Below are 13,308 nucleotides of genomic sequence, written 5' to 3'. Positions count from 1 at the left end.
ACGTTACAAACAAAGTTCACTGAACACCTATAAAAAATATATACTAAGTGAAGTAATCTTTTATGTCGCTGCGCTACATAAAAGGATTTCCACTGCCATCCTTCATGCGAGACTTTGGGATATATAGCGTATGTGCTTTAGTTGACAATTTGTAAGAAAAAAGCAATATATTTGAGCATAAACAAAGTAGGACGGTTGTCAGAGCTAAATTATAAGTTGTCAGGAATATAAAAAAATAACGAATAGAAATGAAATTAAAATTAATCGGATGTGGAATTATATCGTTGATGATCTCTTGTAAAATATATACAATTACACCAGAAAGTTTCAAAAGTCAATTTACAAAACGGATGTTAACGGAATGAAAGAAGTTAAAACAAACAATCCTCTTTTTTATAAAAATTTCAAATATTTATCAAACGATATTAAGTATTTAAATGTGTTAAACAAGAATGGAAAATTAGTTTTTATACAAAATTCTCCTTCGCTCGAAATGAGAGTAACATTACTTAACGGAAAAAGAAAAAACTTTTATTTTGATACGGTTATGTTGGAAAATGACACGTTAAAAGGAGGTAAATCAAGATTTTTGCCGGGGTTAACAAATGTTATACCTTTTGACCAAATCGTAAAAATAGAAGTTCAAGAAGGCGGAAAAAACTATTATTACAATAATTAATAAAAAACATTTTCTCTAATTCTCGTTTGCTAGGCACATTGCCTAATTACTTTTAGAAACAAATTGAAACATTTGCAACCTGACTCATAAAAAACAAAACGTAGCGATTTTAAATTAGTATAATTTATTCCTTCACTAAACCCAGTTTCTTAGCTAATGCACTATCAATGAGTTTAAATTGAAAATCAGAATCTTCAAACTTTAGAGTTCCATCAATATATAGTGGAATGTTCATAAAAGTGGTAGCAACGCCGCTTCCCATTTTCAATGTTTTTCCTCGCTTTAGCAATACAAATGGTGCCCATTTCTTGCTTCCTCCATAAGTTCTATAATCAAATTTTCCTTTGAGAGTATCTCCTTTTTTCTCACCTCGTACTTCCCCAGATTCTTTGCCTACACCGCCGTATCGTATTTCTAATTGACCATAAAATTTGTTATCGTATTGCGTTAACTTAAGTAGTGCAGTATCCTTGCCTTTTACAGCCTGATAAAATTGATAATCATTAGCTTTGTTGGATTGGCAACCCATCAAAATTAAAAACGCAACAACTCCTATTATACTTTTCATTCGGTTTTTCTTATAAGTTCAAAGATAAATAAAAGCGCCCTTTTGACATTCATCAAAAGGGCGCTTTTAGTATTATTATATTGGATTAGAAACCGTAGTTCACACCTAGTCCAAAAAGTTCTTTTACTTGTACAGCTTGTACTGAGTTGTCATCATAAATGGCTTGTAAAGCAACATTAGCCGAAAGGTATTTGTTGATTCTCATGACCACATTCATTTGGTAATCTACATCTACATTTTGTGGTGCATCTAAATAATTAGAATATAAATTCAACCGATTCTCAATAGATACGTTAGCCATCACGCTAAACTTATAATAAGCAGATATGCTGGCTCCAAATTCAAATCTAGTGTTGTTCCCTTGCAATACTCCGTAAGACGGTCCAAATTCAGTAAAATGATCGTGAACAACAATTAATTTGGCTGCAGCTGGAGCAAAATTCACACTTAAATTATTACTCTTTTTCCATAACATCCCTGGTCCAAACTGGAAATAAGCGGGAGAGAAAAAATGTGAAATTTTCATGTCATTTTTATCTAATCCCGTATCCATTTGAGACTTAAAATTAAAATAAACAGAGTAGTACCATTGTCCAGATGCTTTTTTACCCCATAATGAGTTGAGCTCTAGGCGGTCGTCTGTTTTGGCTGTTTTGTTATCTCCTTTTATTTTACTTAAACCATAAGCCAAAATAAATTTATTGTCCCAAACAACATCTTCATTTTTATAATTGAAATCGTAGTTTAATCCAAAATTCCCTGCAACATTTGAGGTTCCGCCACCTAGCCATTGTTTGTTATAAGAGGATTGGTTAAAAAGCAAAGAAATATTTCCTTTTTTGGTCCAGTGTTTAACGGTATCTTGTGCTGTTTCCTGTGCATGTACAGAAAGTATAGCCATTAGTAAGACGAATACAAATAGTATCTTTTTCATATTGTGAAAAGGTATTTATAATTATTTTTTAGCTTTAAATAAGGGAACAGCTGAACAAGCTTCTCCATACATAATACTTCGTGCAACAGGCTGTAAAAAGTTTGCAGCAACGATATATGCTCGCATTGGTACCGGTTTTCTGGAACATCCTTTTATAATAACAGGCTTGTTATTATATACGGAGTAATCAATTTTTGGAAGTAGTTCTTCATACAAAGCTACATCCAAATCTTCTAGACTACCATTGATTATTTTCTTAGCAAATGGTGCTAATTGTATTGACACTAAAATAGAAGCCCAAGCTGGAACAATAGCATCTGTACTGCAATTAATAGCGACTAGTTGGTCTTGATATTGTGTCCAATCGTGATTTTTAAGGTGTTCTCTAAAATCTTTTTCTTTCAGCAAAAAACCTTCCAACAACCATTGTGAAATATCAATTTGTGTGCGGATTCCTTTTGGATAGTAATCTTCAAGATCGAAAACTTCCAAAACACTATTCGCTACTTTATTTATTATTTCTTCCATTTGTTTTTTTGTTTAAAGGTTAAAGTTTCAGGTTTACTATTTTGCACGTATAACTTGAAATCTTAAACTTGAAACCCTTTTTTTATAGCATTCCCAATTCTAATTTTGCTTCTTCGCTCATTAGATCTTTGCTCCATGGTGGATCAAAAGTGATTTCAACTTCGGCGTCTTTTATATGCTCAATTGATTTTACTTTTTCTTCTACTTCTCTTGGTAAGCTTTCTGCAACGGGGCAGTTTGGAGATGTAAGTGTCATTAAAATTTTTACTTCGTAATCGGTGTTGACCATTACGTCATAGATTAATCCTAATTCGTATATGTCAACTGGAATTTCAGGGTCGTAAATAGTTTTTAATTTTTTTACGATTGCTTCGCCTAATTCGTTAGTGTCTATTTCTTGTATCATAATTTATTTTTTTTTGAACCATATAAGGAATATAAGGTCATTTAAGGTTTGTTTTAACTCTGTTTTAAACATATATTTTATTATATGTTATATTTAATTTTTGAACCACATTAGGAATATAAGGTGATTTAAGGTTTGTGTTTAACCATTTTGAACCAAAAATTTTATAGGTAATTTAATCTTCTAGATATCTATATTTTTCATTCGCTTATGTTTTTTGCCCTTCTTTGAAAAGATGTGTTACATTAAAATTGAGCATTAGTCCTATAGGAACTTCTAAAAGTTTCATATAGGTTAAAATTTGAGCTTCATGGATGGGTAAAACTTTTTCTACTGCCTTAAGTTCAACAACCAAACAATTTTCAATTAATAGATCACATCTTAATCCTGTTTCAAGTTCTAAACCTTTGTAATTTACTGGAATCTGTAGTTCAGTTTGAAAATTACAGTCTCTAATTGTCAATTCTTTTTTTAAACAACTGTGATAAACACTTTCCAAAAGACCTGGCCCAAGATGTTTGTGAACTTCTATAGCACAACCGTTTACTTGGTATATTAAATCTTTTAGGTACGTTTTTGTCATAAATTTTCAAGAATTTATTTTTAAAACTATAAGCAACAACTTATATGAACTTATATGCCTTACATGGTTCTTTTTAAAACTTATATGTTTAAATTATCCTTTTTTGGCATCGAATGCCAATGCATACATTTTAATGTTTTTTATCATCGACACTAAGCCATTAGCCCTAGTAGGAGATAAATGTTCTTTTAATCCTATTTCGTCTATAAAACCCATATCGGCAGCTATGATATCTGCAGGAGATTGGTTTGAAAAAACTCGAATTAATATCGCAATAATTCCTTTGGTTAAGATCGCGTCACTATCAGCAGTGAAAACCACTTTATCGTCATTTTGCTCACCTTGTAACCACACTTTTGATTGGCAACCTTTAATCAAATTATTTTCGGTTTTGAACTCGTCTTTAATTAACGGTAGGTTTTTCCCTAGATCAATGATGTATTCGTACCGTTGCATCCAGTCATCAAACATGGAAAATTCGTCTACTATCTCTTCTTGTATGTCTTTAATTTTCATCCTTTTGTTTTGCAAATGAATTTATTTTATTCACTAATTTTTTAATCTCATACGGAGGAAATCCATGATCAAAACTAGGTGATTCATAGGTAATCCCTTTGTAGGTTATCTTGATATTGGCGATGGCAGCGCCATCATATAATCGTTTTTCTGTTGGTGATTTTAAATCTTTAATCTCATCTAGATTTAGATCTTGGAATAAATCGATTAAAATTTTCCAATCAGCATCTGAAATCTTGGTTGGTTCTATTTTTTCTTTTCCAGAACGGTCATTTGAAATCGAAACCATTTGTTTCTCGATAGTGATTTTTTGATAAAAACCTCTGGTGTTAGCGACATATTCTATTACAGCAGTTTCGATGTCCTGTTTTTTGTCGCCTTCACACCCTTTTCCAAGAAAAAGAGTTAAAAATAATAAGGAAAGTATTTTCATATTTAATGTGTTAAGATAACATTGTTTGCGCTCTTTTTACCGCTTCAACCATCTCGTCAATCTCTTCTTTAGTATTATAAAAAGAAAATGAAGCTCTAATTGTCCCCGGTATTTTGAAATAATTCATGATGGGTTGTGCACAGTGATGTCCTGTTCTAACCGCTATTCCTAATTTGTCAATTATCGTACCAATATCATAGGGATGAATTCCTTCAATATTAAATGAAATTACCGAAGTTTTTTCATTTGATGTACCAAAAATACGCAATCCTTCAATTTCTAACAATCGTTTGGTGCCATATTCCAGTAATTCAAGTTCTTGTTTTTGAATGTTGTCAAAGCCAACTGCATTCATATAATCAATAGCAGTTCCTAGTACAATTCCGCCAGCAATATTAGGTGTTCCTGCTTCAAATTTATGAGGCAATTCGGCATAAGTGGTTTTTTCGAAAGTCACTTCCTTAATCATTTCACCACCACCTTGATAAGGAGGTAATTTATTCAACCATGCTTCTTTTCCGTATAAAATACCAGTTCCTGTTGGTCCACACATTTTGTGTCCAGAGAAAACATAGAAATCACAATCTAATTCCTGAACATCTGGTTTTAGATGTGGAACTGCTTGAGCACCATCAATCAAAATAGCAGCACCTACTTGATGCGCTTTTTCAATCATATATTTAACAGGATTCACCGTTCCCAAAGCATTCGAAATATGATTTACAGTGACAATTTTGGTTTTGTCTGATAACAATTTGTCATATTCTGCCATAATCAATTCGCCTTTGTCATTCATGGGAATCACTTTTAGCGTGGCTCCTGTTTTCTCACACAACATTTGCCATGGCACAATATTGCTATGGTGTTCTAATGCAGAAACTAAAACTTCATCTCCTGGTTTTAAAATGGAAGCAAATCCATTTGCGACTAAATTAATTCCAAAAGTCGTTCCTGAAGTAAAAAGTACTTCATGAGAAAATTTGGCATTGATATGATTTTGCACTTTGCCACGAGAAATCTCATAAGCATCAGTTGCCAATTGGCTTAAAGTATGAACCCCACGGTGAATGTTGGCATTGATTTCCTGATAATATTTGGAAATAGCGTCAATGACAATTTGTGGTTTTTGTGAAGTTGCTCCGTTATCGAAATAAACTAATGTTTTTCCGTTTACTTTCTCTGAAAGTATTGGAAAATCGGCTCTTATTTTTTGAATGTCTAGCATAATTATTTAGAAAAATTCTAAATACAAAAGTACTAAAAACTAAATTGTTTTAACCATCATTTTTAGATTTTCATTCCTGCTTTTTTGGGTTTCTATTTTAAAATAAATTAATGAAGTCGTGCCAAAAAAAGAATTAAATTGCAGAATAAACAATTCATATAATATGAAAAAAGTATTCAAACTTGTTGGTTTTGCCTCATTTGCAGGTGTTTTTTATATCGGGTTCACGACTTATCCTAAATTGGATTTGATTTCTGGTTTTTCAGCCAAAAGTATTGCCTCAGGACATTTTATCGATAATCGTTCTCAAGTAATGATTGAGAAAGGGGATAATGATATCAATTTAATTGACTTGGCTAGTAATGAAATTGATCAAAAAGACAATTTTGCGACCGCTTCTGTTTACGGATTGAAAGAACGTAAAGCGATTTATAGACCGGGTTTGGGCGCTACTTTGATTGATGATAATTTTGATACTTCTAAACCCTATGAGATTCCAAAAAGGACTTTTGTAAAAAATAATTTACCCTTTCCGTATGGAAATAATGAACCAATGGATACTGTTTTCACCAATGTTGATTATGGTAAATTAAATGCGGCTGTAGCTAATGCTTTTGATAAAAAAGGTGCTATCGAAAAAAGGACGCGTTCTCTATTAGTGATTTATAAAGATAAAATCATTGCCGAAAAATACGATACTGGTTTTACTAAAGACAGTAAAATACTGGGTTGGTCGATGACCAAAAGTATTACGGCAACCTTATTTGGAATTCTTGCTAAAGAAGGAAAGTACAATATTAATACACCTGCTCCCATTGCTGAATGGAAGAATGATGATCGTAAAGTAATTACGACCAGTGATTTATTGCACATGAATTCGGGATTGGCTTGGGAAGAAAATTACAGCACGATTTGTGATGCTACAAAAATGCTATTTCTAGCCGAAAATATGGGTAGGGTACAGCTCGAAAAACCCGTAGCTTTTAAACCTAATTCACATTGGAATTATTCATCGGGAACAACAAACTTGCTATCTTATATTTTAAGAAATCAATTTAAAACGCATCAAGAATACCTAGATTTTTGGTACGCTGCCTTAATTGATAAAATAGGAATGAACTCGATGGTTGTTGAAACCGATATGGCAGGAAATTTTGTGGGTTCGTCTTATGCATGGGCAACAACACGTGATTGGGCTAAATTTGGCTTATTATATTTACATGAAGGAAACTGGAACGGTGAACAGTTGTTTGATACTGGTTGGGCTCAATATGTTGCTACACCTACTAATGGATCAAGAGGAGATTATGGAGCCCACTTTTGGTTGAATGCTGGTGGTCGTTATCCTGATGCACCAAAGGATTTATACTCGGCTAATGGATTTCAAGGGCAAAAAGTATTTATTATTCCGTCACTTGATTTAGTAATTGTGAGAATGGGATTGACTGAAGATGCTAAATTTGATGTTAATGGTATGTTGAAAGGGATTATTGGGAGTTTTAAGAAGTAATTTTTAACCGCAAAGTACACTAAGTAAAAAGTGCGAAGTTCACAAAGCTTGATGTTTTTAGCCCCGATAGCAGTGAAAATCCTTTTATTGTTTTTCTTTAAAACAATAAAAGATTGCAACGAATAGCGGGAATAGCTCCAAAAATAAAATTACAAAGGGCGCAAAGTTTAAATAACTCTGCGCCCTTTGCGTATTTAATAGAATAAAACTACAAATCAAATCCCATTTTTACCCCTAATTTATTGGCGATAATTTTGGTAATTCGTTGTTTTAATTCTGGTATTTTGATGTTTTCAATTACTGCATTCGAGAATGCATACATCAGTAAAGCTTTGGCTTCTTTTTTAGGAATTCCACGTGCTTGCATATAGAACATTGCTGTTTCGTCTAATTGACCAACAGTACAACCGTGAGAACATTTTACATCATCAGCAAAAATTTCTAATTGTGGTTTCGCGTTGATTGTTGCTTTGTCACTCAATAAAATGTTATTGCTTTTTTGGAAGGCATTTGTTTTTTGAGCATCTTTCTCCACATATACTTTTCCGTTGAAAACTCCTGTAGAACGATCTGAATAAATTCCTTTATAATCTTGGAAACTTTCACAGTTTGGAGCTGAATGTTTCACAAGCGTATAATGATCTACGTGTTGTTTCTCACCAATAATCGTTATTCCGTTTAAAGTACTTGTCAATCGTTCACCAAAATGATAAAAATTCAAGTTGTTACGCGTTAAATTCCCTCCAAAAGAGAACGTATGCACTGATACATGACTTTCTTTTTGTTGAGAAACGTAGGTGTTATCGATTAGATTAGCAGTCAGATTGTCATTTTGAATTTTGTAGAAATCTACAATTGCACGTTTTTGAGCAAAAATCTCTGTAACCGAATTGGTTAAAACAGGATTGTCATTCAAACTTTGATGACGCTCGATAATTTGTACATGAGAATTTTCCCCTACAATGACCAAGTTTCTTGGTTGTGTCATCAAAGCTGCTTCAGAACCAGTAGAGAAATACATGATTTCAATCGGTTTATCAGCCACTTTGCTTTTTGGGATATTGATATATGCTCCTTCATTGGCGAAAGCCGTATTTAAAGAGGTTAAACTCTCGTCTTTATTGGCAATTTGGTTAAAGTAGGTATCAATAACCATTTTGTATTTTGGTTTAGTCAATGCCGATGCCATCAAGCAAACGTCAATTCCTTCGTGAGTTGTTGATGATAAATGCGAACTGAAAACACCGTCAATAAACACTACTTTGTAAGTATCTATTTCGTGTAAAAAATATTTTTTTACATCAGAATACTGAATGTTACTTTCTGTTTTTGGAAAAACGGTAAAGTCATTTTTTAGGATGGCGTTTAGCGAAGTGTATTTCCAAGCTTCGTCTTTTTTGGTTGGGAAACCTTTATTTTCAAAGTTTTTTATAGCTGCAGTTCTCACATCATGAAGTTCAGAGTGAACATCGATGCGCTCTTCAAAAGCCATAAAAGACGATACTAATTTTTCTTTTAAATCCATTTTTATATTTTTTGTTTAAAGTTTAAGGTTTAAAAGTTTAAAGTTGTTTTGAAGTAACTTTAAACTTTAGACTTTAAACAAATTTTAGTTTTCTGCTTTAATCCAGTCGTATCCTTTTTCTTCTAGCTCGTGTGCTAGTTCTTTTCCACCTGATTTTACAATTTTACCATTGTATAATACGTGAACAAAATCAGGAACGATATAATCTAATAAACGTTGGTAGTGTGTGATTACTACGATAGCGTTTTTGTCGCTTTTCAATTTGTTAACTCCATTTGCAACGATACGTAAAGCATCGATATCTAATCCAGAATCGGTTTCATCAAGAATAGCCAATTTTGGTTCTAACATTGCCATTTGGAAAATCTCGTTACGTTTTTTCTCTCCACCAGAAAATCCTTCGTTAAGAGAACGAGATAAAAACTTACGGTCAATTTCTAATAATTCTGATTTCTCACGAATTACCTTCAACATTTCGTTAGCTGGCATTTCGTCTTGTCCTTTTGCTTTACGTGTTTCATTAATAGCCGTTCTCATGAAGTTCGTTACCGACACTCCTGGAATTTCTACTGGATATTGAAACGAAAGGAAAACTCCTTTGTGTGCTCTTTCTTCTGGAGCTAGTTCCGAAAGGTCTTCACCGTCTAAAGAGATTTCGCCTTCAGTAACTTCGTAAGTTTCGTTTCCTGCAATAATAGAAGCAAGTGTACTTTTTCCAGCACCGTTTGGTCCCATTATTGCGTGAATTTCTCCTGCTTTTACTTCAAGATTAATTCCTTTTAATATTTCTTTGTCGCCTATTGAAGCGTGTAAATTTTTTATGCTTAACATCCTTTTTTAGTTGTTTAAAGTTTAAAGTTTAAAGTTCTTGTGTTTACTGAAACTTGGTTCCTTTAAAATCTTTCTTGTTTAAATATGATATAAAATTGTTTATTTTTCCACTTAAATTTTCGAAGTCAGTTTTTAAAATTCCAAACTTAACAACGTCGATATAATTGTAATCTAGCACTCGGTATAATTGCGATCTTGTTTCTCCAGCGGATCCTTTTGCAATAGACAAAAATTGTCTAAATTCTAAATTTCCATTTCTTTCAAACCCTTCGGCAATATTATCCATTACGGAACCAGATGATGCTTTTATTTGATCTCTAAACCTGAAATCATTTTTCAAATCGGTTTCTACAGTTATCAAATGAATTTCTTTGGCTAGTCGTCTTGCTTCTTTGCAAATTTCTAAATCTTCAAAACGTGTAATTGTAGCCATTTATTTTTGTTTAAATTTTAATGGTTAAAGTTACTCGTAAGTTACTCAACTTTAAACCTTAAACTTTAAACTAATTTTTAACCTACCGAACCTTCTAATGAAATTTCAAGTAATTTTTGTGCCTCAACTGCAAATTCCATTGGTAACTTGTTCAAAACCTCTTTACTGAAACCGTTTACGATTAAAGCAATTGCTTTTTCTGTTGGAATTCCACGTTGGTTGCAATAGAAAACTTGGTCTTCACCAATTTTACTTGTTGTTGCTTCGTGTTCTATTTTGGCTGTTGGATTTTTACTTTCTATATATGGGAATGTATGCGCTCCACAATTGTTACCCATTAATAGGGAATCACATTGTGAAAAGTTACGTGCATTATCCGCACGCGCGCTAATTTGTACTAATCCTCTATAACTGTTTTGTGATTTTCCAGCAGAAATTCCTTTAGAAATAATAGTCGATTTAGTGTTTTTACCTAAATGGATCATTTTAGTCCCCGTATCGGCTTGTTGGAAATTATTGGTTACCGCAATTGAATAAAATTCTCCTACTGAATTGTCTCCCTTTAATATCACTGATGGATATTTCCAAGTTACAGCAGAACCTGTTTCTACCTGTGTCCAAGAGATTTTTGCGTTTGTTTCGCAAATTCCTCTTTTAGTCACAAAATTGAAAACGCCACCTTTACCTTCTTTGTTTCCAGGGTACCAGTTTTGTACGGTTGAATATTTAATTTCGGCATCTTCAAGTGCGATCAATTCCACAACTGCAGCATGCAGTTGGTTTTCATCACGGCTTGGAGCGGTACAACCTTCTAGGTATGAAACGTAACTTCCTGCATCAGCAACAAGTAAAGTTCTTTCAAATTGTCCTGTTCCTGCTTGATTAATTCTAAAATAAGTCGAAAGTTCCATTGGACAACGAACCCCTTTTGGAATATAACAAAAAGATCCATCAGAGAATACAGCCGAGTTTAATGCGGCGTAAAAGTTGTCTTTTTGTGGAACAACAGTTCCTAAATATTTACGAACTAATTCTGGATGCTCTTTTATAGCCTCAGAAATACTCATAAAAATAATTCCTTTTTCTCCTAATGTTTTCTTGAAAGTAGTCGCTACTGAAACAGAGTCAACCACGATATCCATGGCTACATTATTCATCATCTTTTGTTCGTCAACTGAGATACCTAACTTTTTATACATTTCTAAAAGTTCAGGATCTACATCGTCTAATGTTTTATTAGGATCTACGGCTTTTGGAGCTGAGTAGTAGGAAATCGCTTGAAAATCTGGTTTTGCATAATGTACGTTTGCCCATTCTGGTTCGGTCATTTCTTGCCATGCACGAAATGCTTCAATTCTCCAGTCGGTCATCCATTGTGGCTCTCCTTTTTTATGGGAAATAGCGCGAACGATATCTTCATTTAAACCAATAGGAAACGTCTCCGATTCCAAATCAGTATAAAATCCATATTCATATTCTTTAGTTTCGAGTTCGATTTTTAAATCGTCTTCTGTGTATTTGCTCATTCTTATTTAAAGATTTAAAGATTTAAAATTCAAAAATTGAATAGTGACCTTTATTATTTGTGTCTTAAAGTTTTAGAGTCTAAATTTTCAATATCAATCAAAGTCTTTTGACTTTATGACTTTTAACTTTCGACTATAGGGAGAAACTTTCTCCACATCCACAAGTTCTAGTTGCGTTTGGGTTATTGAAAACAAACCCCTTCCCGTTTATTCCTCCTGAAAACTCTAAAATGGTTCCAGCTAAATAAAGGAAAGATTTTTTCTCGACAGCAATTGTTATATCGTTGTCTATGAAAATTTTGTCTTCTTCGTTTTTGGTTTTGTCAAATTTCAAATCATAAGACAAACCAGAACATCCGCCACTTTTCACACCTACTCTTACGTAGTCTGTAGCAGCATCAAAACCGTCCTCTTTCATCAAATCGACGATTTTCTTTTTGGCAGTATCAGAAACTTTTATCATTGTTATATTGATTTTGTCTAAATTAACCACAAAGATAGTATATAAAAACCTTTTTCCATAATTGATAACATTTTTATAACTAATGTCAAAATAGAAAAAAGCTATGTTAAAGCGGAAATAAAAATCAATATATTTAACAAATATTTTTTTGTACAAAAAACCTTGTTATTAATTTACTAAAACTATTATGGAAGAAACTTCACAAACAGGAAAAAATTATAAGCTTGATTTTCAAGGAAAAGGGAATGACTTCTTTGGAATTATAATTATAAACTGGCTTTTAACAATTTGTTCACTTGGCATTTATTATCCTTGGGCAAAGGCTAAAAAACTACAATTTTTATATGGGCAAACAACCTTAAACGGAGATTCTTTTGCTTTTCAAGGTACTGGAAAAGAAATGTTTAAAGGTTTTTTGAAGGCTATATTGTTGTTTTTGATCTTAGGAGGGATATTTGGATTTTTTATGTATTTGCAAATGCCTTTAGTGGGATTGCTTTTATTTTATTTTGGAATTTTCGCCATTTTGCCTTTGGCAATACATGGGTCGTATCGCTATAGAATGTCTAGAACTTCTTGGCGAGGGATTCGTTTTGGATATCGAGGAGAAAAACAAGAATTAGCCATAAATTTTGTCAAATGGATTTTCTTGACGATAATTACTTTTGGTATTTACGGACCTTGGATGAGTATTAATTTGAGAAAATATTTAGTTGGGAATGTTCGTTTTGGTGACGCTGAGTTCGATTATAGTGGAGATGGTTCGGATTATTTTATATTGAATCTTAAAGGCTATTTCTTATCAATTTTCACTCTTGGGATTTACTTTTTTTGGTGGCAAAAGGATCTTTTTGAATACTACATTGACAACCTAACAGTTAACAAAGAAAATAAAGAAATACGTTTAAATTCAACGGTAACAGGTGGTGGCTTCTTTAAATTGGCAATCGTAAATTTGGCGATTATTGTTTTTACACTTGGACTAGGTTATGCATGGGCGGTGACAAGAACGTTAAATTATATTTTCAATAATATTCAATTAGACGGGAATATCGATTTAGATGCGCTTAATCAAACAGAAGAAAATTATAAAGATGCAACTGGGGAAGATTTAAGTGATTTCCTCGATTTAGATTTTGTTATGTAAG

Annotated in this window: 16 protein-coding genes; 3 read left to right on the top strand and 13 right to left on the bottom strand. The window is 32.9% G+C overall.

Annotated features, from left to right (window positions below; translation table 11 throughout):
* The first annotated feature begins 361 nt into the window (after positions 1 to 361).
* On the top strand, positions 362 to 679 hold the full coding sequence (locus AB3G36_RS03550; RefSeq protein WP_367756074.1) for a hypothetical protein: 318 nt from the start codon (positions 362 to 364) through the stop codon (positions 677 to 679).
* A 124-nt stretch (positions 680 to 803) separates the two neighbouring features.
* On the opposite strand, the gene AB3G36_RS03545 is transcribed toward AB3G36_RS03550, so the two are convergent.
* The 8 genes from AB3G36_RS03545 to AB3G36_RS03510 all read right to left on the bottom strand — a co-directional run bounded on the left by AB3G36_RS03545 (position 804) and on the right by AB3G36_RS03510 (position 5,872).
* Positions 804 to 1,247, bottom strand: a complete 444-nt coding sequence (locus AB3G36_RS03545) for a hypothetical protein (protein WP_367756072.1) — start codon at positions 1,245 to 1,247, stop codon at positions 804 to 806.
* Positions 1,248 to 1,332: 85 nt separating this feature from the next.
* Complete coding sequence (locus AB3G36_RS03540; RefSeq protein WP_367756070.1) at positions 1,333 to 2,181, bottom strand: DUF3078 domain-containing protein; 849 nt, start codon at positions 2,179 to 2,181, stop codon at positions 1,333 to 1,335.
* A gap of 21 nt (positions 2,182 to 2,202) precedes the next feature.
* Positions 2,203 to 2,709 carry a DUF2480 family protein gene (locus AB3G36_RS03535; protein ID WP_367756068.1) on the bottom strand — a complete coding sequence of 169 codons (507 nt, stop codon included), beginning with the start codon at positions 2,707 to 2,709 and terminating at the stop codon, positions 2,203 to 2,205.
* Positions 2,710 to 2,791: 82 nt separating this feature from the next.
* Positions 2,792 to 3,115 (bottom strand): SUF system Fe-S cluster assembly protein, encoded by a 324-nt coding sequence (locus AB3G36_RS03530; RefSeq protein WP_367756066.1) that lies wholly within the window; start codon positions 3,113 to 3,115, stop codon positions 2,792 to 2,794.
* A gap of 208 nt (positions 3,116 to 3,323) precedes the next feature.
* Positions 3,324 to 3,698, bottom strand: coding sequence for a GxxExxY protein (locus tag AB3G36_RS03525; protein WP_367756064.1), 375 nt, complete (start codon positions 3,696 to 3,698; stop codon positions 3,324 to 3,326).
* Between the two features lie 93 nt (positions 3,699 to 3,791).
* On the bottom strand, positions 3,792 to 4,214 hold the full coding sequence (locus AB3G36_RS03520; protein ID WP_367756062.1) for a SufE family protein: 423 nt from the start codon (positions 4,212 to 4,214) through the stop codon (positions 3,792 to 3,794).
* Positions 4,204 to 4,647, bottom strand: a complete 444-nt coding sequence (locus tag AB3G36_RS03515; RefSeq protein ID WP_367756060.1) for a hypothetical protein — start codon at positions 4,645 to 4,647, stop codon at positions 4,204 to 4,206. Before AB3G36_RS03515 ends, AB3G36_RS03520 begins: the two co-directional genes overlap by 11 nt.
* 10 nt (positions 4,648 to 4,657) lie before the next feature.
* On the bottom strand, positions 4,658 to 5,872 hold the full coding sequence (locus AB3G36_RS03510; protein WP_367756059.1) for an aminotransferase class V-fold PLP-dependent enzyme: 1,215 nt from the start codon (positions 5,870 to 5,872) through the stop codon (positions 4,658 to 4,660).
* A 163-nt stretch (positions 5,873 to 6,035) separates the two neighbouring features.
* On the opposite strand from AB3G36_RS03510, the gene AB3G36_RS03505 reads away from it, so the two are divergent.
* Positions 6,036 to 7,382 carry a serine hydrolase domain-containing protein gene (locus AB3G36_RS03505; protein WP_367756057.1) on the top strand — a complete coding sequence of 449 codons (1,347 nt, stop codon included), beginning with the start codon at positions 6,036 to 6,038 and terminating at the stop codon, positions 7,380 to 7,382.
* Between the two features lie 208 nt (positions 7,383 to 7,590).
* Here the strand turns inward: AB3G36_RS03505 and sufD are convergent, their stop codons facing one another.
* From sufD to AB3G36_RS03480, 5 genes are all read right to left on the bottom strand, one after another.
* Positions 7,591 to 8,907: a Fe-S cluster assembly protein SufD gene (sufD, locus tag AB3G36_RS03500; RefSeq protein WP_367756055.1), complete on the bottom strand. Its 1,317-nt coding sequence runs from the start codon at positions 8,905 to 8,907 to the stop codon at positions 7,591 to 7,593.
* Positions 8,908 to 8,991: 84 nt separating this feature from the next.
* Positions 8,992 to 9,738 (bottom strand): Fe-S cluster assembly ATPase SufC, encoded by a 747-nt coding sequence (gene sufC, locus AB3G36_RS03495; RefSeq protein WP_367756053.1) that lies wholly within the window; start codon positions 9,736 to 9,738, stop codon positions 8,992 to 8,994.
* Between the two features lie 43 nt (positions 9,739 to 9,781).
* Positions 9,782 to 10,171, bottom strand: a complete 390-nt coding sequence (locus AB3G36_RS03490; protein ID WP_367756051.1) for a four helix bundle protein — start codon at positions 10,169 to 10,171, stop codon at positions 9,782 to 9,784.
* 77 nt (positions 10,172 to 10,248) lie between these two features.
* Positions 10,249 to 11,697 (bottom strand): Fe-S cluster assembly protein SufB, encoded by a 1,449-nt coding sequence (sufB, locus tag AB3G36_RS03485; RefSeq protein WP_367756049.1) that lies wholly within the window; start codon positions 11,695 to 11,697, stop codon positions 10,249 to 10,251.
* A 133-nt stretch (positions 11,698 to 11,830) separates the two neighbouring features.
* Positions 11,831 to 12,160 (bottom strand): HesB/IscA family protein, encoded by a 330-nt coding sequence (locus AB3G36_RS03480; RefSeq protein WP_367756047.1) that lies wholly within the window; start codon positions 12,158 to 12,160, stop codon positions 11,831 to 11,833.
* A 187-nt stretch (positions 12,161 to 12,347) separates the two neighbouring features.
* Between AB3G36_RS03480 and AB3G36_RS03475 the strand changes: the two genes are divergently transcribed.
* A complete protein-coding gene (locus AB3G36_RS03475; RefSeq protein WP_367756045.1) occupies positions 12,348 to 13,307 on the top strand; it encodes a YjgN family protein in 960 nt (319 codons plus the stop codon).
* Position 13,308: the final 1 nt, after the last annotated feature.

The organism is Flavobacterium sp. WC2430 (genome assembly GCF_040822075.1).
GTDB lineage: Bacteria > Bacteroidota > Bacteroidia > Flavobacteriales > Flavobacteriaceae > Flavobacterium.
Note: the sequence above shows the minus strand (reverse complement) of the source record. Positions and strands in the feature narration are given on the sequence as shown.

What these genes read in the sequence shown, in the direction of transcription:
- AB3G36_RS03540 (WP_367756070.1), bottom strand. Translation starts at nt 2,181, where the DNA reads ATGAAAAAGATACTATTTGTATTCGTCTTACTAATGGCTATACTTTCT.
- AB3G36_RS03475 (WP_367756045.1), top strand. Translation starts at nt 12,348, where the DNA reads ATGGAAGAAACTTCACAAACAGGAAAAAATTATAAGCTTGATTTTCAA.
- sufC (WP_367756053.1), bottom strand. Translation starts at nt 9,738, where the DNA reads ATGTTAAGCATAAAAAATTTACACGCTTCAATAGGCGACAAAGAAATA.
- AB3G36_RS03530 (WP_367756066.1), bottom strand. Translation starts at nt 3,115, where the DNA reads ATGATACAAGAAATAGACACTAACGAATTAGGCGAAGCAATCGTAAAA.
- AB3G36_RS03535 (WP_367756068.1), bottom strand. Translation starts at nt 2,709, where the DNA reads ATGGAAGAAATAATAAATAAAGTAGCGAATAGTGTTTTGGAAGTTTTC.
- AB3G36_RS03520 (WP_367756062.1), bottom strand. Translation starts at nt 4,214, where the DNA reads ATGAAAATTAAAGACATACAAGAAGAGATAGTAGACGAATTTTCCATG.
- AB3G36_RS03550 (WP_367756074.1), top strand. Translation starts at nt 362, where the DNA reads ATGAAAGAAGTTAAAACAAACAATCCTCTTTTTTATAAAAATTTCAAA.
- AB3G36_RS03480 (WP_367756047.1), bottom strand. Translation starts at nt 12,160, where the DNA reads ATGATAAAAGTTTCTGATACTGCCAAAAAGAAAATCGTCGATTTGATG.
- AB3G36_RS03505 (WP_367756057.1), top strand. Translation starts at nt 6,036, where the DNA reads ATGAAAAAAGTATTCAAACTTGTTGGTTTTGCCTCATTTGCAGGTGTT.
- AB3G36_RS03525 (WP_367756064.1), bottom strand. Translation starts at nt 3,698, where the DNA reads ATGACAAAAACGTACCTAAAAGATTTAATATACCAAGTAAACGGTTGT.
- sufD (WP_367756055.1), bottom strand. Translation starts at nt 8,907, where the DNA reads ATGGATTTAAAAGAAAAATTAGTATCGTCTTTTATGGCTTTTGAAGAG.
- AB3G36_RS03515 (WP_367756060.1), bottom strand. Translation starts at nt 4,647, where the DNA reads ATGAAAATACTTTCCTTATTATTTTTAACTCTTTTTCTTGGAAAAGGG.
- AB3G36_RS03545 (WP_367756072.1), bottom strand. Translation starts at nt 1,247, where the DNA reads ATGAAAAGTATAATAGGAGTTGTTGCGTTTTTAATTTTGATGGGTTGC.
- sufB (WP_367756049.1), bottom strand. Translation starts at nt 11,697, where the DNA reads ATGAGCAAATACACAGAAGACGATTTAAAAATCGAACTCGAAACTAAA.
- AB3G36_RS03510 (WP_367756059.1), bottom strand. Translation starts at nt 5,872, where the DNA reads ATGCTAGACATTCAAAAAATAAGAGCCGATTTTCCAATACTTTCAGAG.
- AB3G36_RS03490 (WP_367756051.1), bottom strand. Translation starts at nt 10,171, where the DNA reads ATGGCTACAATTACACGTTTTGAAGATTTAGAAATTTGCAAAGAAGCA.